The following is a 20,117-nucleotide window of genomic DNA, read 5'->3' as shown; positions in this document are numbered from 1 at the left end:
AATCACACTTTCCGGATCCAACTTATCTTTTTTACCTGATTTTCCGGTATTTCAACGGAAGTGTCATCCTGTTGGGGGGCAAACCCCTTTTCTTTGTCCATTTCTTTCACTGATTTTACCTTTGACAGGATATCCGAGGCCGCAACATCCCCTTTCCCTTCATCAAGGAGGTCAAACCAAGGTAATCCCCACTCCGTATAAGTTTTCGCCGAAATTGGCGTTGGTGGTCGCTCCAATCCAGTTATATCACGAAACATCATGCTGTTTACAATATGCACATAAACCCTTCCGTAATTCGCCTGATCCCAGGTTTCAATCCCATATTCGTCAGGATATACAGACTGTTTCAATTTTCCGCCGGCGGCCAAACCCATTTCTCCACAGCACGATGGGCTCATTACAGCACTTTCGCATAACATAAGATGATCCATACGGTAATCAGGTTGTTCATCAGGAAAGATTCCGGGTTTAGGATCATACACGATTATCTGAATCCCTCCAAACTCCTCCCTGCCGGTTACCCGTCCCTCAACGGTATAGCCCATTCCCAAAGGCATGGCCACAAACTGCCGTATGTAGCCATCACCGGCATTGATTCCATCCAGCCAGGGCTGATCCGGGCAAACTATGTAATCCTGCTCCTCTTTCCGAAGTTGTTGATCCCATTCCTTCCCGGAAACCGCATTAATTTTGCCTACTCCAATTTTAACGGCGTTCGGTCTCCAGTAAACCCCGCTGAAACTGAGCCACAACGCTTCTCTCTGATACATCGGGATAAATACCCCTCCATGTTCTCTCCAGGAAGCCGGGACTTTGTTTTTGTAATCGTCAACTTTAAAAATCGGAAACCGTCCAAGGCCGGGTGGTAATGGATAAGTATTTCCGTCATCGGGTATCCTTAAAGTACGTTGGAAATTGACAGAAAAGTGTTTCCCTATATGAATTGAGTTATTTCTGACCCTTACTTTTAACATAATTTTTCCTCCCAACTTAAATGAAATAATTTTTCGGCAAACGATTCAATCAGATCCTTGTGTACAATCTTATCCCTCCACTCTCCCGGAATACCCCCTTCACCGTAACAGGCGCCGGCCAACTGTCCATATACCGCCCCGGTAGTGTCAGCATCATCACCAAGGTTGACCGCCAACAGCGCCCCTTCGCGAAAAGACGTGCTGTGATAAAATGCCCACAATGCCGCTTCCAAAGATTCCGCAACATATCCGGTCCCCTTTATTTCCGGAGGGTTGCGCCTTTTGAAAGAACCACCTGCTATTTCACTTATCGCGGGGTGCAAAGGGTCCTCATCCCATATGCCCGGAACCGGGGCAAAATGGCCGGACAGGATTTCTTCTTTTGAACATCCGTTAAGTGCCCCCACCAGCAAAGCCCCCATATAACGGCAACCATCCACTGCCGCTTTGGCACCATGAGTAGTCATGGAACTTTGCCCTGACTTTTTTACTGCTTCCCGGGGGCCATTGGCATAAAACATAGGTACCGGCGCCAAACGCATGATTGAACCGTTTCCGGCACTCATGGGATCGGTTGAGCCACAATACGGCTCTCCGGACCTATCAAATCTCAGCAAAGCCTTCCGTACCGGTGTTCCCGATATCAAAACATCTTCCTGTGCTGCTCAGGTGGCCGTCACGGTACCACATTAAATACCGTTCCATCTGGTCAGTGGGGTCAAAACCCGCTTTGGATATCAGGCTCTCTGCCAGGCACAGGGCCATTGAAGTGTCGTCCGTCCACTCGCCCGGCTTTAGTCCAAACGGGCCGCCGCCAACCATATCACTGATTGGTGTGAATGTCCCCGGTGCCCTGAATTCCAGGGCAGTCCCAAGGGCGTCACCCACTGCCAGTCCCAGCAGGCACCCGCGATAACGTTCAGTCATGTCCATTTGCATTTCCCTCCCCTGCGGTATCATCCACAAAAACATACCTTTCCAGTGACTTGTCCCAGGGACTCCACCGGCTGCCCCGGTATTTTTCTTTCAGGTCGCTGAATTTCCACATGTCGGCCTCAACCGCGTCTGCGTAATGAACCAGACATGCTTCTATTGTCTTGGGCCGTTTGGGTGACTGCCATTCATAAGTGCCGTGATGACTAACAATAATATGTTTCAGGGCCAATCGCAGGTCCTCAGGAAATCCAGGCACTCTTTCTATCAATGAATTTATTATCTCAAGGCCAAGAACAATATGGCCCAACAGTCTTCCTTTATCAGCAACTTCGATAGAGTATTCAACTTCGTACTCCTCAATTTTCCCAATATCATGGAGCAATGCGCCGGTTATGGCCAGTTCTTTGTTTACGGCCGGATACAAGTTTGCGATATAGCCTGCTATTTTCGCTGTTCTAAGACTGTGTTCCAATAGTCCGCCTATGTACGCCTGGTGGATTGCTTTTGCCGCCGGAACAGTACTGTATTGATGAAAAAGTTCCTTATCATTGATCAGTTCTTCAAGCAGTTGTCTCAGGTAAGGATTAGTCATTGATGATGCCATACCTGCAACATCTTTTTGCATGTTCCCGACGTCCAGGGGGGTGAGGGGTATAAAGTCAGCAGAATCAACTGCTGCCTTATCTATAAGTTCCCATGAACTGATTTGAATTTCAGGGGTACCTGCGAATTTAACTACCTCGCCCTTGCAGCCGACGAACACTTTTTCCGGCAGGTTAATGTCATTGTCATCTGCATCCCATATCCTGGCTGCCATTTCCCCGGTCCTGTCACTTAATATCAGGCTTACATACCGGCCCGGTTTGTTTTTATAGTTCAGTACTTTTACGGCTCTGACGAAAAACAGGTCGTCCACGTTGTCCCCCGGTTTAAAGTCAGCAATATACCTGGTTTTCATAATTTCACCTCTTGTTTTTGTTTTACGTGAAAGAAAAAATCTCCCCTTTTTATCCTGTCAGGGAGATTATCGCATCTTAAAGTGACAATAGTTTGTCATTTTGTTATTTATATTTTGCCAAAACCTACTCCATTTTCTGGCGCATTATAATTGGTAAGTGTTTTTACGGACGTCCAGGTGTTCCCGCAGGCGTTCGACCTGGTCGCCGCGTAAAGCATAACCGTCGTATAAAACCCGAACTTTATCGGAAACATCGTTTTCGATCCTGGTTTCTATTCTTGTCACCTGCTCCTGCAGTATTTTCACCTGTCCGACAAGAGGTTTCAGGTCTTTAACATCATTATTCAGATTATCAAGCCTAGCCAGTATTTGTTTTAACAATTCTTCCATGCAAAACATACCTTCACGTTCTTTCCAGCCCTAAAGAGCGGGATATTTGTTAGTTTGTTTTTTTGGGGAGCTTGATTTGAATTTCCTGCATACTGATTTGTTCAACTCTGTACCAACGCCATCAGCCGGTTAAGGACCGCTGCAGCTTCCGCCCTGGCGATATTCGCCGCCAGGCATTTTTTCCTATAATATCCTGCTTCCCACGGGCAAAATTTCTGCCCTGGTCTTCTTCCGGTCAGTCAGGAACCTGCTGTCCGGGTACCCACGCATGTACCCACGGGCTACCATGCTGCTTACCGGGGCATACGACCAGTGTCCGGGCTGCAGGTCGGTCAGGACACTAAAAAAACGAGAAAATAAGTGATATTTGGAAGGAGATTGACAACAAATGTCAAATATTAACAAGAGTCACATACGATATTACCGCACAGATAACCCAGTCCAGGGCTGAGAAATAGAAAAATAGGGATAGGGGATAAAAAACATGCAGGAGTATTGGGGCTGCCGTAGAAAAGGTCAAAGGAAAGAAAAACTGAGAAAGGGAGATGTGCTGTGGAAAACATTTTAAAGCAAATCCTTGACGAACTGAAAATATTGAAAGAAGGCCAGAAGAAACTCGAGGAAGGCCAGAAGAAACTCGAGGAAGGCCAGAAGAAACTCGAAGAAGGCCAAAAAGAAATCAGGTCTGAGCTGCGCTATATTTGGGACGACATTAAAAAGATTGATGCCAGACTGACCAAACAGGAAGAAGAGACCTTTATTCTCAAACGCATGAAGTAAGCTGAAAAAATTGAAAACAAAAGTTTGAAAAGTTTTTAAAAAGGCTAATTTTTGTGAAGGTGACGTTGAGATAAGGGTTGTTTCTGAAAATCCCAATGAATTTGGCTGGAGCCATGCCCTGTTTATTAAACAGGACGGGAAGTTAGCCGCAGCCCGTAGCTCAACATAGTCAAATTCACCCACGGTCCGGCGGATGATGTGGTACACCTGGACAAAGCACCGTGGTCGCTGGTCGTGCCTTATATCCAAAATAGAAAGAACTAGGGAGAGGTTTTCGCCTCTCCCTTTGTTTTTGTAAGGGCATATAATTTCAACCTGAACCGGCGGACATTTTCCACTGGTTTTCTTTTTTTGTAGTGCGTCGAATTAGCACACCCTGAGAAGGTGGCAGGTTTTAAAGAGAATGTGCTGTTTGTCCAATCGTAGTGACGAACTTGTATTCCAGTTTCCGTCCCCTTACGGGGATAAGGAAGCAGGCAATTTGTTTCGCCAGGTATCAGGGGCGAATTCCCCAAAAATATCCTATTCGAAGGTCTTCGACATGTTCCAATTTTTTCCTTGCCCAAAATTGCGACATATTTCAAAATAAAAACAGCCTCTTAAAACAGGGAATGGCTACCGCTCAATTCCCATTCATTACCTGAAAAGTCGAAATTTTGACATTTGAGGAAGCTTTTCTTGCTACCCTGAGACAAACAATCTACAATAAAATCAAAAGCGCAAAAGAGGTGGATGGCTGTGCCTGTATGCAGAATCTGTGCGGATCGTCTAACCAAAGAAGAGATTCCCCGAGGTACCTGTCAGGCCTGTGAAAATGCCGTGAGCAAACTAGTGACACAAAAACTTCTGAAGCTCGGTTCGTACCCCAGAAAGGCAAAAATAAAAGCATAAAAAAAAAAGTGCGTTTCCAGAACGCACTTTTTATCTGAATAATTCGGCCACATATTCTGGGAGTACAAACGCCCCTTTGTGAATATCCGCATTGTAATACTTTGTTTTTAAACGGTTTACAACGTCCAGCGGAATCTCCGCATTGAGTGGGTCGTATTGCTTCGAACCCATGGTAAAACTCCAAAACCCACTGATATACGTAGGTACAGTGGCCAAATAAGTTCTTGTAATGGGGAAGAGGTTTTTAACGCTTTTATGCACATTGCCTAGCAGTTCCCTGTTAAATAAAGGAGACTCTGACTGGCATACCATAATTCCGTCTATCTTTAATGCTTCATAAACGTTTTTATAAAAGCTTTCATGAAACAAATTTGTAGCCGGACCAATAGGGTCAGAAGAATCAATTAAAATAACGTCATATTTATCTTTATGCCTCTGCACATACTCAATACCGTCTTCCACAAAAATGCGGACCCTGGAATCCGTTAATGCGCAACTGATTTCCGGTAAATATTTCTGGCAGGCCAAAATTACCCGTTCATCAATCTCAATCAAATCTGCCTGTTCAACAGCCGGGTGCTTCAACACCTCCCGAATGGTACCGCCGTCTCCACCGCCAATAACCATCACTTTTTGCGGATTCGGGTGGGTCATCAGAGCCGGTAAAGCTATCATTTCATGATACATATACTCATCTTTTACCGTTGTCTGAATAATACCATCCAGAACCAACGCCCTGCCAAATTCGTAAGTCTCCACGATGGCAAGATGCTGGTATTTCGTTTGCTCGACATGCAGAGTCTCTTTAATTTTCCAATTTACACTGTAACCATCAGTGTGTTTCTCTGTAAGTATTAACTCCAAGCCTTTCCCCCCTCGACTGCCGCTAATCCTTTCCACATTTTTAAATAATACCATCTGGTTTATTATTCGTCAAGCAGGGAGTGTTTTTCCAGCTTTTGGTAAAGACCCGCCCTGGATATTCCAAGTATCTTGGCTGCTTTCACTTTGTTGCCGGCGGTTCTCTGTAAAGTTTGCATTAAAACCAATTTCTCCGTTTCATCTAAGATCTGTTTAAGGGTTAGATGACCGGCGCCATTGTCAAAAACTTTATTTAAATATACAGGAACCTTCTCGACCGCAATTACGGGACTTTCCAGGGAATTCACAGTCTTCTTTGCTATCTCCTTTAATTCATCGACGTTGCCAGGCCAGTCGTGATTAAATAAAAGTTCATAAGTTTCCGGGGGTATTTTCGGTTGTCCTCCTATTCCGGCCTGCTCAGCGTACCTTTTGACAAAGTACAAAAACAATGGCAGTATATCCTCTCGTCGGTCTCGTAGAGGAGGCAAGGAAAAACTCAAAACATTTAAACGGTGATATAGGTGTTCCAGAAACAAGTCTCTTTTAACAAGTTCTTCTAAATTTCTGCTGGTAGCAGCAATAATACGGACATCTACTTTCTTTCCTTTTCCGTCAGCCCCGCGAATTTTTTTAGTTTGCAAAAACTGTAACAGTTTATTCTGCACCTCGAGAGAAAGGTCAGCTATATCTTCCAGAAAAATTGTTCCTTTATCGGCTAGTTCCAATTTCCCCATCCGCTCGGAAGCTTGTTCACCGTCAACAAAAACGGACTTCGTAAAAAAAAGTTCGTTTTTATCCGCGTTTTTAGAAAGAAAAGAACATTTTACTTTCACAAAGGGGCCAAATTTACGGGTCCCTTCACTATGCAGAACCCTAGCCATAAATTCTTTGCCGCTACCTCTTTCTCCCCTCAGTAGGACAGTGCAATTACTGCAGGCCATCTTTTTTATGTTTTCCTTTAAAATTTTGACCTGCTTACTTGTTCCAATTACATTTTTAAGTTTGTATTTGGCTCCTGTGACCTGGGCCAATTGCTCCTGATAATAGGCAATTTTGCTATTCAGGATCCTGACCTTGTATTGAAAAGCGTTAGATAGTTTTCTGCCATTGATAATCAATAATACCACCCGCCCGGAGCCCAAGGGGTAAATCATTATGTCTACAGGTTCCCCTGCTACGGGGGATGCATCAAGGTCAATCATACCCTTTTCAATACCATTACGCACGTACTTTTCAATTCCTTTTAACAATGGCCGGCAGTCCTGGCCACGTAATTCTTCTGGCACAAAACCCAGTAAATCGGCAAATGTCCTATTTATGTAAACTATTTTAAAATTACGATCCACAACTGCCACAGCGTCCGTTATACTATCAAATACCTTTGTATTGACTGGAAAAGTTAGATGGTGGTCACAACCAGTATAGTCTACAGCTTCCGTGATAATAACCCAGGCTCCAATATAATCGTGGTCTTTTTCCACTTTAGTTATGGTCAGTTCCCATTCCACACCTTGATATAGAGTCTTTAACTTTTGGAATTTATTATGTTTTTTGGAGAAATCAAATTTTATATTGGGAAAAACCTTTTGGATGGGAAACTGGATAACATCGGCGCCTTTATTAAACTTATCTTTAAAGGCCCGGTTCATAAAAACGATATTACCCATTCGATCCACAAATAAAATACTGTCGTTTAACTTATCCAACAGCCTCATATTATCCAATTTCAAAATGTCAAAGCGTTTTTCAGGCGACAACATAAATTGGTCCCTCCGCTTTTTCTCCCCAATACCTGTTTTCCCCATAAAGAAGCCAAATCTTAACGTTTCATTATTATTTTAATTTTAACGGAAAACTTTATGAAAGAAATTACTTTTCCCTTAATCGGTCATTTTTGAATAGTCAACGGTTTTTTTGTGACTTTTAAAGGATACTCAAATTTTTTCCGTAATAATGGGTAAACTAAAAAAGCTTAAAGCTAAATTGAAACGGAGGTATTGCATGGAAGGTAAAATATTAGCTGCACTGCTCTTGTTACTTGGTGGTAGTGTTACAGTTTATATCTTATACCGGGCCATGTTTGCAGTTGTTGAACCTGTTGTCACCAAAAAATTGGAACAGCAAATGACCAAGGATAAACTATCCCAGTTACAAAATAATCTGGTCCTGCATAAGCAGGTGGACCAACAGGCCGTTCAGCAGATACAAAATAATATGAAAAAATAAACAAAAAAGGGAGGGCATATTATTCTTCCGCTCAAGGACGAAATCTCGCCCGGTTAGCCACTCCCGCTCACGCGGGGCGTGGACCGGTCGAGATTTAAGTCCCACTCCAGAGTAAACAACTCATTTTATTCCCAGTACCGTCGATCCATGGTTCTGAACTGCAGGGCTTCAGCAACATGCAGGTCTTCAATCTCAGCTTTGCCGGCTAAATCGGCTATGGTCCTGGCCACTTTCAGCACCTTGTTATAAGCCCTCGCGCTCAGATTAAGCTTTTCAAAAGATTCCTTGAGCAGCTTTTGAGCCGATTTGTTTGGATGACAGTACCTTTTTATATCTTGCGGGCCCATGCGGGCATTGCAATATACCTTAGCCGACTTCAACCTTGCCAGTTGTATAGCTCTGGCTTGTTCGACCCGCTTTCTGATTTCCCTTGAAGGCTCCCCCTTCTCGTTTTTCATGATATCATCTATTTCTAAACGCGGCACATCAATGTGCATATCTATCCTGTCCAAAAGCGGCCCCGACAACCTGTTCCGGTAGCGCATAATTTGCGGTGGCGTACAAAGGCACTCTTTTTTTATATCACCCAGGTAACCACAAGGACAAGGGTTCATAGCAGCTACCAGCATAATGTTAGCTGGGTAGGTAACAGCCGCATTAACGCGGGAAATCAATACCTTACCGTCTTCCAGGGGTTGCCGAAGAGCCTCCAGTACGTCCCTCTTATACTCCGGAAACTCGTCAAGAAACAATATGCCGTTATGGGCTAAGCTGATTTCGCCCGGGACGGGAATCCTGCCCCCGCCAATTATGCTGTTAGCAGACGCAGTGTGGTGAGGTGCGCGAAAAGGCCTGGTTGTAATAAGCGGCTGCCCCTTAGGCAGAAGTCCGGCCACACTGTAAATTTGGGTCACTTCTAATGATTCTTCCAGGGTCATTGTAGGCATAATAGTAGTCAGCCTTTTTGCCAGCATTGTTTTTCCCGCTCCAGGGGTACCAATCAAAATTATATTATGCCCGCCGGCAGCGGCAATTTCCAGCGCCCTTTTAGCTAAATGCTGCCCATGGACATCAGAAAAATCGAGGGGTTTTGTTTCACTATATTCCTCGCTACCTGAGATCTTTTTTTCGGGCGGTTTTGGAGCATCCTCTTCTTGGATGTACCTTATTAAGGTCGCCAGGTCAGGCGCGGGCGTAATTTCAATTTTCTCAACCAACGCTCCTTCATAGTAATTATCTAACGGAACCGCCAATTTTTTTATGGCGCCCCAACCTTTTTGCCTGCCAACCATTAAGGCCACCGACAATACACCGTTAACAGGCCTGATCGTTCCATCGAGGGATAGCTCACCTACTACGTACATATTCTTTAACCCCTGGCTGAATATTTGCCCGGTGGCCCCGAGAATACCCAAAGCAATAGCCACATCCAAAACGACCCCTTCTTTCTTAATGTCAGCCGGCGCCAGATTAACGGTTATCCTTTGCAAAGGAAATTCGTAACCGGAATTTTTTATAGCTGCCCTAACCCGCTCCCTGGCTTCACGCACAGCCGTATCGGGAAGACCGACTACATCAAATGAAGGAAGACCGTTGGAAACATCAACTTCCACAGTAACCGGAACAGCCTGTAGACCTACAACTACTGCACTGTTCACTGCCGCAAGCATTTCACATTCACCACCTTTTTATACACACGCGGTATAATATATTTGATCCGGCTGTTTTTCCTTTTTTTTTAAGAAAAAAACATTAAAACACTCCCGCGTAATGTTCAATCTGCGGTTTGTCCGACTTCAGGTTTACACCAACAAAATCAAAACGCATTTTTCTGTTGACCTGTTCGGGAAAGCATGTGAGGAAGCATTCGGCTACCCGGCGAATTTTCTGGATTTTCCTGGAAGTTATAGATTCGGCATGCGTACCGAACTTGGCAGATGACTTCGTCCTGACTTCAACAAAAACAAGATATTCTTTATCGACTGCAACAATATCAATTTCCCCAAAAAAGCAGCGGTAATTTTGCTTAATTATGCGAAAACCTTTCCTTTGTAAATATTCTGCAGCCAACTCTTCACCTTTCCGACCAAGTTCCAACCTTGCTTTACTCATTTTTACCTCCAAAGAAAGGGGCCTGATTAACCAGGCCCCTCACTCCCGTCTATTACATTAAGCTAAAGAGCGCTGCCGCAGCTTTATTGGCCAGGGCAGCCAACTCTGCGGGTCGAACACCCAGGTAAGCAGTAATGACTAGGCAAGCTATAAGAGTGAATTTTGATGCAGCGTTGATGGGTATTGCACTGTTATCAGCAGGATCAGCCATATACATTACTTTAACTACCGACAGATAGTAGTATACAGACGCCATACTCATAATCAGACCGATAATGGCCAACCAAAGGTAACCCTGCCCTACAACAGCGGAAAACAGGTAAAACTTACCGGCGAAACCGGCCAATGGAGGAATACCGGCCATTGACAGCAAGCAAACGGTTAAGACTGCAGCCATCAAAGGTGATCTCTGGGCCAATCCGGCATAATCCTTAATTTCATCACTACCGGTTTTCGCATAAAAATTCATAACAACTGTAAAAGCGCCGATTGTAGCAAAAACATAAAGCATACCGTAAAAGGCAACGCCTTTAGCGCCAAGTTCATTGGCTGCTACAAGACCGGTCATAATATATCCGGCTTGCGCAATACTGGAGTAAGCAAGCATTCTCTTGATGTTAGTCTGCGGAATAGCCACCAGGTTGCCAATGATAATGGTAAGGGCTGAAAGAACCGCAAACAGCACTTTCCAGTGTACGGCCAGATCCGGGAATGCTACGAGGAACACCCGGAGGATAGCGGCAAAGGCAGCTGCTTTAGAACCAACAGCTAGGAATGCCGTTACCGGAGTAGGAGCTCCTTCGTATACATCCGGCGACCACATTTGGAAAGGTACGGAGGAAATCTTGAAACCAAATCCTGCTACCAGTAAAACCAGTCCCAGTACTACAGCCGGTTCCGCACCGTTACCGGCAATTTTGGTAGCAACATCAGCAATAATAGTTGTTCCGGTAAAACCATAAACCAAGCTCAAACCGTATAAGAGAATACCTGACGACATTGCCCCGAGAATCAGGTATTTAACACCTGCTTCGGCAGACTTATGATCTTCTTTCTTAAATCCGGTCAGGATATAGAAGGTAATAGTCATAAGCTCCAGGGCAAGATACAGGGTAATCAGGTCGCCGGCAGAAGCCATGAGCATCATGCCAAGTGTGGCAAATACAATGAGCACATAGAACTCACCGTAATAATATTCCATCTTTTTTACATATTGCACGGAAGCCATCGATACCAGAATTGCGGCAACAAGAAATAACTGCTTGAAGTATACTGCAAAGTCATCCAGAATGAACATTTTGTTAAGAGTTGAAGAGTTAATACCGTACTGGGTAAAGGTAAAAGCCAGAATTCCCGCCAGACCAAAAGTAATCAAGTATCCCAGGCCGTACCTTGACTGTTTCGGAACCAGCAGGCCCACAACCAGTACAACTAATGCCAGAAGGGCTGTTAATGCTTCTACGCTCAATAAGCCGTAATTGATCCCAGCCATTAGAAGTTCCCCCCTATCTTAACGGCCTCAGCAAGTTTGGCAGCTATCGGCGCCATGCCGGAGTTAACCATGTCCATAATTAAGGAGGGGAATACGCCGAAGAGTACCAGAGCGGCACCAAGAACAACAATCGGTACCATGGCCGGACCTTTGGCATCTTCCAGGTGGTCGAATTCTTCTTTCCTGGGTCCGAAGAGTACATTGGCCACCATTCTGAGCACGTAGACAGCGCCCAAAATTACCCCGGTAAGAGCTATTATAGCCAAGGCCCTGTATTCAGGCACCTGGAAAACTCCTACGAAAACCGTGAACTCAGGAACGAAGCTAACTAATCCCGGCAGACCGGCGGAAGCCATAGCAGCCATTACAAATCCTACGGCTGCACGCGGCATCTGGTGGGCCAGACCGCCCAAGTCAGGAATATACCTGGTATGGGTGCTTCCATAGAGGAAACCGATCATAGAGAAGAACAGAGCTGACATTACACCATGCGCAAACATGTTCGCAACTGCTCCGTTGAGACCGATAATATTCAGGGAAGCAACCCCGATCAGTACGAAGCCCATGTGGCTCACCGATGAATAACCGACAACGTATTTCATATCTTTCTGAGCCAGACAGATTAACGCGGCGTATACTACGTTTCCTACAGCAAGGATGGCAATCACGGGAGCCCAGAACTTGGCACCGAGTGGAAGAACAAATAAGCCAATCCTGATTAAACCGTAGCCACCGATTTTCTTCAATACTCCGGCGTGAATCATACTGACTGCAGTCGGCGCGCCGGCGTAACCGTCAGGTGACCAGGAATGGAACGGAAACATGGACAACAGCGTGGTGAAACCAAAAGCCATCATACCAAACACAACTACCTGGAATTCATAGCTGAAGTTGGCCTTAGCCAATTGGTCGATGGCAAAGGTCGGAGCGCCCAGTATGTCAGCAGCGGTAACATACATCCAAATCAGACCGGCCAACAGGAAAGCGCTACCTATCAACAGGTAAATAGTAAGTTTCATACCGGCATATTCCTTGGTAACCGGTTTTTGCTTACTCTGACTACCCCAGATGATAACCATGATGTAAATGGGAATAACCACTACTTCATAGAAGAGGAAGAATATGAACAGATCACGGGCAATAAATGTTCCCATTACACCGGCTATCAGGATAAGCAACAGGATAAAGAACTCTTTCGGCCTGTTGTCGATACTCCATGAGGAGTAAACTGCCGTAAAACCAATCAGGTTGGTCAGTAACAGCAATGGTAAACTTAAACCGTCAACCCCCAGAGCATAAGTTACACCTAAATCAGGCACCCAGGGAATTGTTTCGGTAAACTGGTAGCCGCCACCGAGGTGGTTTTTGTAATAGATTACAAAAATCACAACGGTCAGAGCAAGGGAAATGAAGGTGGAAATAGCAGAAACTATTTTAATGGTTTTTGCTTCTTCCTTGGGTATGAAAACGTTTATCAGGGCACCGATTATTGGCGCCAGTAAAATCGTCGTCAGTATCGGGAAATCCATTACCTGCCACCTCCTAACAACAGGGCAGCTGCAGTAGTGGAATCGCCGTTAAAAGCCAGGACCAAAACGATAACTACCACCGCAGCAAACAGGACCAGAGCATAATGCTGCAGTTTTCCTGTTTCAGTTCTTCTCAGGATACTGCCAAGAATCTTTGCGGCTAATCCTACACCGTTAACAATATTGTCAACAATTACAATGTCAACCCAGTACAGAATCCTACCTACCCCGTCCAGAATATTATGGATTAGCCAGAGGTAAATTTCATCAATATAGAATTTGTTGTAAGACAGTTTGTAGATTATGCCCAGCTTGGCCAGTGGTTCCTCCATAACGGTTTTTCTACCGTATACCATGAAGGCGCCGATAATACCGATTAGTGCCACAGCAACGGACAACGCTATCAGCGGAACATTAGCATGAATTGGTTCATATTCGCCAAACCGGATGTAATAAGCAAAATTCTCGGCTCCGTGTGTCCAGGGAGTTCCAACCCATCCGCCAACCACTGACAACACTGCTAATACAACCAGCGGTAAAGCCATGGAAAAGGGCGCTTCATGGGGATGGAAATGGCTGTCTCTTTGCTCGCCATGGAAGCAAATGAAAAACATCCTGAACATATAGAAGGCAGTCATCATTGCCGTTAATGTGCCCAAAATGAACAGTATTGAATAGGCTCCCGCATAGGGACCGGTTGCATGATGGAAAGAAGAGTTGGCCAATACTGTTTCCAATATCAGGTCCTTACTGAAAAATCCTGCAAAGGGCGGAATCCCTGCAATAGCCAGACAACCTATGAAAAAGGTCCAGTAAGTAATCGGCATCTTTTTCTTCAAGCCGCCGTACTTCCAAATGTTGGCCTCATTATGCATAGCGTGGAGAACACTACCTGCACCGAGGAACATCAACGCCTTAAAGAATGCATGGGTCATCAGGTGGAACATGCTGGCTGTCAAACCGCCTGCACCTAAGGCCAGCATCATATAACCCAACTGGCTGACAGTAGAGTAAGCCAGGATCTTTTTCATCTCTATTTGAGTGAAGGCTATTGATGCGGCAAAAAAGGCTGTAAATCCACCGACTACTGCAACCAATAGCATGGCTGCAGGTACAGTCTTAAACAAAACCAGAATACGTCCTACCAGGTAGACGCCGGCAACAACCATTGTAGCAGCGTGAATCAACGCTGATACCGGTGTCGGGCCCTCCATGGCATCGGGCAGCCAAACGTGCAGTGGGAACTGACCCGATTTACCAATAGGACCAAGGAACAATATCATGGCAATAGCCGTTAATCCAGCCGCTGTAAGACTGGTGTACTGTGTAAAGTTAGGGATCATTTCTCCTAGCTTTTGCAAATCGAGAGTCCCGAAATTGATTTGCAACAACAGGATACCCATCAGTAAACCGAAGTCACCGGTTCTGGTAGTGATAAAAGCCTTTTTGGCAGCTTCACGGGCTGAATATTTATGCCACCAAAAACCGATCAAGAGGTAAGAACACAAACCTACCAATTCCCAGAAAATAAACATCTGTAACAGGTTGGGAGCAATAACCAAACCCAGCATAGAGGCCGCGAACAATGACAGGTAGGAGTAAAATACGGAAAAGTTCGGGTCTCCGTGCATATAACCAAGGGAGTAAATCTGTACCAAGGAAGCAATTAATGTTACGACAAACAACATCATTGCCGATGTCGGGTCAATCTGTACCCCCATTTCGATTTCCAGTCCCGGCATACTAAACCACGTGACTGCTTGCTTAAAGGGGTGTTCCGCTGTAATCGGGCTTTCCGCGTGGAAAACACCCAGGCCTACACTTATCGCCAGAACAAATGAAATTAAAATGCATGCAATTGATAGAGCTGCGCTGAGTTTCGGCCAGGGTTTTAAAACGAAGACGATTAATACGAAGGATAATACAGGTAGAAGCGGAATCAGCCACGCATTTTGTATGGCGAAATCAATCATTGTTTACTTTGCACCTACCTTTGTTAGTAGATAATCTACCATTTTAACCAATCAAAATCTTCAACGTTAACAGAAATCCGGTCACGGTATATAGCTACGATTAAGGCTAAACCAACTGCTACCTCTGCTGCGGCTACGGCAATAACAAAAATTGCAAAAACTTGGCCAGTAAAGTCGCCTGTAGTAATATACCTTGAAAAAGCAACGAGGTTGATATTAACAGCATTCAGCATTAATTCAAGACCCATCAGTATGGCAATGGCATTTCTTTTCGCCAAGGCGCCGAAAAGGCCTATACAGAAAAGCGTACCACTAAAAATCAAAAAATGTTGCAATCCGATCATGAGGTCTTTTTCACCTCTTTCGCTATTATTACTGCTCCTATCAAAGCAACCAGTAATAGAATTGCAGCTACTTCAAAAGGAATGACATATTTCTGCAACATTAGTTCAGCAATGGGGCCTACAGTCTCGGTGGGAGGCGCTGCATTACTTACAGCCCAGTTGGTTTTGAGAACCATAACTCCGTTGATAACAATCAATGCCAGAGCCACAATAGCTGCCAGTGGAGCATGCTTGGAGAATAAGTTGGACTGTTTCATATCTCCCCGTTGGGTAAGCATGATACCGAACACTACGAATATGGCAATAGCTCCTCCGTAAACAAGCACCTGTACAGCCGCCATAAAATCTGCCTGAAGCATCAGGTAGGTTGCGGCCACTCCGATAAAAGTAACGATCATGAACAGAGCGCTATGAAAAATGTTCCTGTTCATAACCATCATAAGAGCCGATCCTAATGTGATTATGGCTATAACCCAGAACATAATAGTCATCTACATCTCACCCCTAACTGGCCTGAGCCGACTCGTTTTCTTCACTGTCGGCTTTAGTAGGCTTTTCATCATCCGGGGACGGAACATAACTGTTGAAAAGGTCCAAGTTTACATCTTCCCGGAAAAATTTCGTATTTTCAAATTCTTTAGTCCACTGTAAAGCCTTGGTCGGACAGGTTTCAACACAAAAACCGCAGTATAAACATCTCTCAACCATCATCTTATATCCAGTCAGTTTTTTCTTTTTATCTTCACCTTTTTCAGAGGTAATTTCGATGACATGGTTGGGGCAAGCGTTGGCACACAGTCCACAGGCTATACATTTGGGAACATTTAATTTGAAAGAACCCTTGAAACGGTCCGGTAAATTGGGTCTTTCCTCGGGATACTGCTGAGTAATCTTCTTTTCAAAGAAGTGTTTCAAAGTAATGCTGAGACCTTTTATAAGTCCTTGTCCAAACACTCTATCACCACCTAACCAGTTATCATTCGATAAACGTAAATACCGATTCCCGTAACCAGAATGTTCGCCAGCGAAACCGGAATCAGGAACTTCCAACCAAAGTGCATTAAGTGGTCAATACGGATCCGCGGATATGTCCACTTAACCCACATAAACAGAAAGATCATGAAGTAGATCTTTAGCAAGAGCCAAATAAACGGTGGTATAAAGGTCAAGCCAAAGGGTGCATTCCAGCCACCCAGGAACATAATAGAGGCTATAATAGAGACAGCTACCAGGTTTCCGTACTCAGCAATCATCCAGATAGCATAACGAATTCCCGAGTACTCAGTGAAATAACCGGCAACCAGTTCCTGCTCGCCCTCTGCGAGGTCAAAGGGTCCCCTGTTTGTTTCCGCCACAGTGGATATAAAGTAAACCACAAAAGCAACTAATTGTGGAATAATAAACCAGATATTTTTTTGAGCAGCAACTATATCGCTCAATTTCAGGGAACCAACCATCATCACTACGCCTAGCAGCGAAAATACCATGGGGATTTCGTAACTGATCATCTGAGCTACGGTCCGCATACCACCAATCAAGGAGTATTTGTTATTGGAAGCGAAACCACCCATTAAAAACGAAATTGTTGAAGTAGAACCAATTGCAATAAAGTAGAATAACCCGATATTCATATCTTTCAAGATTACTCCGTCGCCCAAAGGAATAACAGCCCAAGCAAGAAGAGCAGTTATGAAAAGTGTGGTACTTGCAATCTTGAACACTCTTTTATCTGCGGCAGCGGGAATAATATCTTCCTTGCCCAAAACCTTCACGATGTCCACAGGGAACTGCAGGAATCCAGCAGGCCCCAGCCGGTTTGGACCTCTACGCTGTTGGAAAAAAGCGCTGAATTTTCTTTCCAGCCACACAAGAACAATCAGGTTCATTAATATAAAGAGGATTACAACCAGTGTCCAGATAGCGGTGGTTATTAAGTCTGTGGCAGTAGCAGAAAAACCCAGGCTGTTAGTCAACCAATTCCTTAGGGCGTCAGCAACATTAATAAAAAAAGATTTTTCCATGCTTCTTCTCCCCTATAAACCCTATTTTTTTGGTCTTTCTTTCAACTTTAACGGTCGATTTCACCCAGAACTATATCGAGTGATGCCAAGGCTACTACTGCATCCATCAGGTGAAGCCCTTTAGCCATTTCAGGGAATATACCAACATTAACGAAGCAAGGTGAATAAATCCTAGTACGATAAGGCTTCGTTGAACCGTCACTCACAATGTGGAAGCCAAGATGCCCCTTGGCATTTTCAATACGACTGTAAACTTCACCGACAGGCGGTTTGATAACTTTCGGAACCTTGGCCATAATCGGGCCATCCGGAAGGTCTTTTAATGCCTGTTCGATAATCTTCACGCTTTCTTTCATTTCCTCGATACGGATCAGCACGCGGTCATAGGTATCGCCGCCCTGCCGCACGGGAACGTTAAACTTAAACCGGTCATAAACACTGTAAGGTTCGTCTCTTCTCAAGTCGTAATCCACGCCCGATGCTCTAAGGTTAGGTCCGGTAAATCCATAATCAAGGGCCATTTCCTTGGAAACAGGCGCAACTCCTATGGTTCGGGCTTTAAATATTTCATTGCCAATTAAAATGCCTTCGTATTCTTCAATACAAGCAGGCAGCTTATCCAGCAACGCTCTGACTTTTTCCTCGAAACCATCAGGCAGGTCAGCTGCAACACCGCCGATTCTCATATAGTTATGCATAAGCCTTTGCCCCGAAACCATTTCCAATACATCAAGTATCTCATCTCTGTCACGGAACCCATAAAACCATGCGGTAGCGCCGGCCACGTCAAGAGCCATGGAAGCAAAATAAATGGCGTGGCTGGCCAAACGCTGCAGTTCTCCTACAATTACCCTGATATATTCCGCTCTTTCAGGGATCTCCTCAGTTATACCCAAAAGTTTTTCGACAGCCATGACATAGCCCCACTCATTAAGCATGCCTGCTACATAATCCAATCTGCCGTTATAAGGAATGAACTGAGTATAGGTGCGGGATTCCGCCAGTTTTTCCAGTCCGCGGTGCAGATACCCGATGTGGTTTACAGCCTTGGTAATATACTCTCCCTCAAGGTTTAATACACAACGGAATACACCGTGGGTACTGGGGTGGTGAGGTCCCAAATTCAGGGTTAGTTCTTGTGTTTTTAACATTATTTTACACCTCTACAATCCCGAAATTAAAATCCACAGTTCTTACTCCTATGCTTGCATTTTAAAGTCCTTCCGCAATGGGTGACCGACAAAATCGTCGGCCAATAAAATTCTCTTCAGGTTGGGATGACCTGTAAAAACTATGCCCATCAAGTCGTATACTTCCCTCTCCTGTACGTTGGCAGCATTCCAAACAGAAGTAATTGAAGGAACCTGAGGATTTGCTTTGTCCAGTTCAACCTTGACAGTTAGCTTATGCAGGTGAGTTAACGAATTCAGATGGTAAACTACGGTAAAGTTTTCGGGATAATCTACAGAACTGAGATTCATCAAAACTTTAAAATCATAATCAGGGTTGTCCCTCAGTTCCAACATCACTTCTACCAACTTATCAGGCTTTACTTTTATGGATTGATTTGTATTGTCTTCAAATATCTCGGCACAATCACCAAACTTTTTATTCAGCTCGCCCACAAGAGCTTGACGGTCGATAACCTTAGCCATTCGCCTTCAACCTCGCAATTTTCTTTGGATTGGCAACTTTTTCCCGCAATTGCATAATACCGTAGATGAGTGCTTCGGGCCTGGGTGGGCATCCAGGGACATAAACATCTACAGGTAAAAAGGTATCTCCTCCCAAAACAACGTTGTAAGAGTCAACGAATGGTCCGCCGCTTATTGCGCAGCTACCCATAGCCAAAACATACTTCGGTTCAGCCATTTGTTCATAAAGCCGCAGTACAACAGGCTGCATTTTCTTGGTTATGGTTCCGGCTATAATCATAAGGTCACATTGCCGAGGAGAGGGGCGAAACACTTCGGACCCAAACCGGGCAAGGTCGTACCTTGTATCTGCAGCAGCCATCATCTCGATAGCACAGCAGGCCAAACCAAATGTCAAAGGCCAGAGGGACCTCGACCTGCACCAGTTGAATGCCGCTTCAACGGTACTTAGAACAACATTGTTCCTGACCAATTCGTCAACTTGGTTTGGTTTAATTACATCCATTCTAACGCTCCTTCCTTCCAAGCATAGAAAAATCCAACTAACAATATGGCAATAAATATAAACATTTCAACTATTGCAAATAAACCTAAGCTTTGGAATTTAATCGCCCAGGGATACAGGAAAATAGTTTCCACGTCGAAAGCAATAAATATTAACGCGTACATGAAATAGCTAATCTTAAACTGTACCCAGGTTTCCCCTTGGGTATCCAAACCGCACTCATAAGTTAAAAGTTTTTGCGGTGTTGGATTTTTGGGGTGAAACAACCTAGAAAGCCATAAGAGCAAGGTCGGGAATATAATACCCCATAGCAAAATGACTCCTAATACCGCATAACCAGCGCCCATTTTCCCCCTCCTTTCATCTAAAGTTTTTTAAGCTGACGGATATAAAAAATATCCATTTAAACCCAGAGTTGACTAATTAATAGCCATAATTTAGAATTTTGCGAATCTTTAAGTTTTTAT

General features: G+C 44.5%; 23 protein-coding genes. 2 read left to right on the top strand and 21 right to left on the bottom strand.

Features of this window, described 5'->3' with window-relative positions:
* Positions 1-2: 2 nt before the first annotated feature.
* The 6 genes from Tfer_RS08080 to Tfer_RS17295 all read right to left on the bottom strand — a co-directional run bounded on the left by Tfer_RS08080 (position 3) and on the right by Tfer_RS17295 (position 3,663).
* Complete coding sequence (locus Tfer_RS08080) at positions 3-974, bottom strand: hypothetical protein (protein WP_052217909.1); 972 nt, start codon at positions 972-974, stop codon at positions 3-5.
* Positions 968-1,621 (bottom strand): ADP-ribosylglycohydrolase family protein, encoded by a 654-nt coding sequence (locus Tfer_RS08075; protein WP_282432062.1) that lies wholly within the window; start codon positions 1,619-1,621, stop codon positions 968-970. The genes Tfer_RS08080 and Tfer_RS08075 overlap by 7 nt, the downstream gene beginning before the upstream one ends.
* On the bottom strand, positions 1,578-1,907 hold the full coding sequence (locus tag Tfer_RS17120) for an ADP-ribosylglycohydrolase family protein (RefSeq protein WP_282432061.1): 330 nt from the start codon (positions 1,905-1,907) through the stop codon (positions 1,578-1,580). The genes Tfer_RS08075 and Tfer_RS17120 overlap by 44 nt, the downstream gene beginning before the upstream one ends.
* Positions 1,894-2,868, bottom strand: a complete 975-nt coding sequence (locus Tfer_RS08070; protein WP_052217906.1) for a 3'-5' exoribonuclease YhaM family protein — start codon at positions 2,866-2,868, stop codon at positions 1,894-1,896. Before Tfer_RS08070 ends, Tfer_RS17120 begins: the two co-directional genes overlap by 14 nt.
* 144 nt (positions 2,869-3,012) lie before the next feature.
* Complete coding sequence (locus Tfer_RS08065; RefSeq protein WP_052217903.1) at positions 3,013-3,258, bottom strand: hypothetical protein; 246 nt, start codon at positions 3,256-3,258, stop codon at positions 3,013-3,015.
* Positions 3,259-3,441: 183 nt separating this feature from the next.
* Positions 3,442-3,663 (bottom strand): S-layer homology domain-containing protein, encoded by a 222-nt coding sequence (locus Tfer_RS17295; RefSeq protein WP_152909006.1) that lies wholly within the window; start codon positions 3,661-3,663, stop codon positions 3,442-3,444.
* A gap of 147 nt (positions 3,664-3,810) precedes the next feature.
* On the opposite strand from Tfer_RS17295, the gene Tfer_RS08060 reads away from it, so the two are divergent.
* Positions 3,811-4,038 carry a hypothetical protein gene (locus Tfer_RS08060; RefSeq protein ID WP_052217901.1) on the top strand — a complete coding sequence of 76 codons (228 nt, stop codon included), beginning with the start codon at positions 3,811-3,813 and terminating at the stop codon, positions 4,036-4,038.
* A gap of 921 nt (positions 4,039-4,959) precedes the next feature.
* On the opposite strand, the gene speE is transcribed toward Tfer_RS08060, so the two are convergent.
* Positions 4,960-5,793, bottom strand: a complete 834-nt coding sequence (gene speE, locus Tfer_RS08055) for a polyamine aminopropyltransferase (protein ID WP_052217899.1) — start codon at positions 5,791-5,793, stop codon at positions 4,960-4,962.
* A 62-nt stretch (positions 5,794-5,855) separates the two neighbouring features.
* Positions 5,856-7,553 (bottom strand): sigma-54-dependent Fis family transcriptional regulator, encoded by a 1,698-nt coding sequence (locus tag Tfer_RS08050; protein WP_052217897.1) that lies wholly within the window; start codon positions 7,551-7,553, stop codon positions 5,856-5,858.
* Between the two features lie 241 nt (positions 7,554-7,794).
* On the opposite strand from Tfer_RS08050, the gene Tfer_RS08045 reads away from it, so the two are divergent.
* A complete protein-coding gene (locus Tfer_RS08045; RefSeq protein ID WP_052217895.1) occupies positions 7,795-8,019 on the top strand; it encodes a hypothetical protein in 225 nt (74 codons plus the stop codon).
* 125 nt (positions 8,020-8,144) lie between these two features.
* Here the strand turns inward: Tfer_RS08045 and Tfer_RS08040 are convergent, their stop codons facing one another.
* The 13 genes from Tfer_RS08040 to Tfer_RS07980 form a co-directional block, all read right to left on the bottom strand.
* Entirely contained in the window at positions 8,145-9,689 is a 1,545-nt protein-coding gene (locus Tfer_RS08040; protein WP_052217893.1) for a YifB family Mg chelatase-like AAA ATPase, read from the bottom strand.
* 82 nt (positions 9,690-9,771) lie between these two features.
* A complete protein-coding gene (locus Tfer_RS08035) occupies positions 9,772-10,131 on the bottom strand; it encodes a YraN family protein (RefSeq protein ID WP_013120877.1) in 360 nt (119 codons plus the stop codon).
* A gap of 52 nt (positions 10,132-10,183) precedes the next feature.
* On the bottom strand, positions 10,184-11,623 hold the full coding sequence (locus tag Tfer_RS08030) for an NADH-quinone oxidoreductase subunit N (protein WP_013120878.1): 1,440 nt from the start codon (positions 11,621-11,623) through the stop codon (positions 10,184-10,186).
* Positions 11,623-13,152: a complex I subunit 4 family protein gene (locus Tfer_RS08025; protein WP_013120879.1), complete on the bottom strand. Its 1,530-nt coding sequence runs from the start codon at positions 13,150-13,152 to the stop codon at positions 11,623-11,625. The genes Tfer_RS08030 and Tfer_RS08025 overlap by 1 nt, the downstream gene beginning before the upstream one ends.
* Positions 13,152-15,125 (bottom strand): NADH-quinone oxidoreductase subunit L, encoded by a 1,974-nt coding sequence (gene nuoL / locus Tfer_RS08020; RefSeq protein ID WP_052217891.1) that lies wholly within the window; start codon positions 15,123-15,125, stop codon positions 13,152-13,154. The genes Tfer_RS08025 and nuoL overlap by 1 nt, the downstream gene beginning before the upstream one ends.
* A 35-nt stretch (positions 15,126-15,160) precedes the next feature.
* Entirely contained in the window at positions 15,161-15,469 is a 309-nt protein-coding gene (gene nuoK / locus Tfer_RS08015; protein WP_013120881.1) for an NADH-quinone oxidoreductase subunit NuoK, read from the bottom strand.
* Positions 15,466-15,960, bottom strand: a complete 495-nt coding sequence (locus Tfer_RS08010) for an NADH-quinone oxidoreductase subunit J family protein (RefSeq protein WP_013120882.1) — start codon at positions 15,958-15,960, stop codon at positions 15,466-15,468. Before Tfer_RS08010 ends, nuoK begins: the two co-directional genes overlap by 4 nt.
* 13 nt (positions 15,961-15,973) lie before the next feature.
* Entirely contained in the window at positions 15,974-16,423 is a 450-nt protein-coding gene (locus Tfer_RS08005) for a NuoI/complex I 23 kDa subunit family protein (RefSeq protein ID WP_013120883.1), read from the bottom strand.
* 11 nt (positions 16,424-16,434) lie between these two features.
* Complete coding sequence (gene nuoH, locus Tfer_RS08000) at positions 16,435-17,490, bottom strand: NADH-quinone oxidoreductase subunit NuoH (RefSeq protein ID WP_052217889.1); 1,056 nt, start codon at positions 17,488-17,490, stop codon at positions 16,435-16,437.
* A gap of 47 nt (positions 17,491-17,537) precedes the next feature.
* Positions 17,538-18,641 carry an NADH-quinone oxidoreductase subunit D gene (locus tag Tfer_RS07995; protein ID WP_013120885.1) on the bottom strand — a complete coding sequence of 368 codons (1,104 nt, stop codon included), beginning with the start codon at positions 18,639-18,641 and terminating at the stop codon, positions 17,538-17,540.
* Between the two features lie 48 nt (positions 18,642-18,689).
* Entirely contained in the window at positions 18,690-19,145 is a 456-nt protein-coding gene (locus Tfer_RS07990) for an NADH-quinone oxidoreductase subunit C (RefSeq protein ID WP_013120886.1), read from the bottom strand.
* Entirely contained in the window at positions 19,138-19,650 is a 513-nt protein-coding gene (locus tag Tfer_RS07985) for an NADH-quinone oxidoreductase subunit B (protein WP_013120887.1), read from the bottom strand. Before Tfer_RS07985 ends, Tfer_RS07990 begins: the two co-directional genes overlap by 8 nt.
* Positions 19,641-19,997 carry an NADH-quinone oxidoreductase subunit A gene (locus Tfer_RS07980; protein WP_013120888.1) on the bottom strand — a complete coding sequence of 119 codons (357 nt, stop codon included), beginning with the start codon at positions 19,995-19,997 and terminating at the stop codon, positions 19,641-19,643. The genes Tfer_RS07985 and Tfer_RS07980 overlap by 10 nt, the downstream gene beginning before the upstream one ends.
* Positions 19,998-20,117: the final 120 nt, after the last annotated feature.

This window comes from Thermincola ferriacetica (assembly GCF_001263415.1).
GTDB lineage: Bacteria > Bacillota > Thermincolia > Thermincolales > Thermincolaceae > Thermincola > Thermincola ferriacetica.
This window is presented reverse-complemented; position numbering and strand designations above follow the sequence as displayed.

What these genes read in the sequence shown, in the direction of transcription:
- Tfer_RS08080 (WP_052217909.1), bottom strand. Translation starts at nt 974, where the DNA reads ATGTTAAAAGTAAGGGTCAGAAATAACTCAATTCATATAGGGAAACAC.
- Tfer_RS17120 (WP_282432061.1), bottom strand. Translation starts at nt 1,907, where the DNA reads ATGGACATGACTGAACGTTATCGCGGGTGCCTGCTGGGACTGGCAGTG.
- Tfer_RS08070 (WP_052217906.1), bottom strand. Translation starts at nt 2,868, where the DNA reads ATGAAAACCAGGTATATTGCTGACTTTAAACCGGGGGACAACGTGGAC.
- Tfer_RS08065 (WP_052217903.1), bottom strand. Translation starts at nt 3,258, where the DNA reads ATGGAAGAATTGTTAAAACAAATACTGGCTAGGCTTGATAATCTGAAT.
- Tfer_RS08050 (WP_052217897.1), bottom strand. Translation starts at nt 7,553, where the DNA reads ATGTTGTCGCCTGAAAAACGCTTTGACATTTTGAAATTGGATAATATG.
- Tfer_RS08045 (WP_052217895.1), top strand. Translation starts at nt 7,795, where the DNA reads ATGGAAGGTAAAATATTAGCTGCACTGCTCTTGTTACTTGGTGGTAGT.
- Tfer_RS08040 (WP_052217893.1), bottom strand. Translation starts at nt 9,689, where the DNA reads ATGCTTGCGGCAGTGAACAGTGCAGTAGTTGTAGGTCTACAGGCTGTT.
- Tfer_RS08035 (WP_013120877.1), bottom strand. Translation starts at nt 10,131, where the DNA reads ATGAGTAAAGCAAGGTTGGAACTTGGTCGGAAAGGTGAAGAGTTGGCT.
- Tfer_RS08030 (WP_013120878.1), bottom strand. Translation starts at nt 11,623, where the DNA reads ATGGCTGGGATCAATTACGGCTTATTGAGCGTAGAAGCATTAACAGCC.
- Tfer_RS08025 (WP_013120879.1), bottom strand. Translation starts at nt 13,152, where the DNA reads ATGGATTTCCCGATACTGACGACGATTTTACTGGCGCCAATAATCGGT.
- nuoL (WP_052217891.1), bottom strand. Translation starts at nt 15,125, where the DNA reads ATGATTGATTTCGCCATACAAAATGCGTGGCTGATTCCGCTTCTACCT.
- nuoK (WP_013120881.1), bottom strand. Translation starts at nt 15,469, where the DNA reads ATGATCGGATTGCAACATTTTTTGATTTTTAGTGGTACGCTTTTCTGT.
- Tfer_RS08010 (WP_013120882.1), bottom strand. Translation starts at nt 15,960, where the DNA reads ATGACTATTATGTTCTGGGTTATAGCCATAATCACATTAGGATCGGCT.
- nuoH (WP_052217889.1), bottom strand. Translation starts at nt 17,490, where the DNA reads ATGGAAAAATCTTTTTTTATTAATGTTGCTGACGCCCTAAGGAATTGG.
- Tfer_RS07995 (WP_013120885.1), bottom strand. Translation starts at nt 18,641, where the DNA reads ATGTTAAAAACACAAGAACTAACCCTGAATTTGGGACCTCACCACCCC.
- Tfer_RS07990 (WP_013120886.1), bottom strand. Translation starts at nt 19,145, where the DNA reads ATGGCTAAGGTTATCGACCGTCAAGCTCTTGTGGGCGAGCTGAATAAA.
- Tfer_RS07985 (WP_013120887.1), bottom strand. Translation starts at nt 19,650, where the DNA reads ATGGATGTAATTAAACCAAACCAAGTTGACGAATTGGTCAGGAACAAT.
- Tfer_RS07980 (WP_013120888.1), bottom strand. Translation starts at nt 19,997, where the DNA reads ATGGGCGCTGGTTATGCGGTATTAGGAGTCATTTTGCTATGGGGTATT.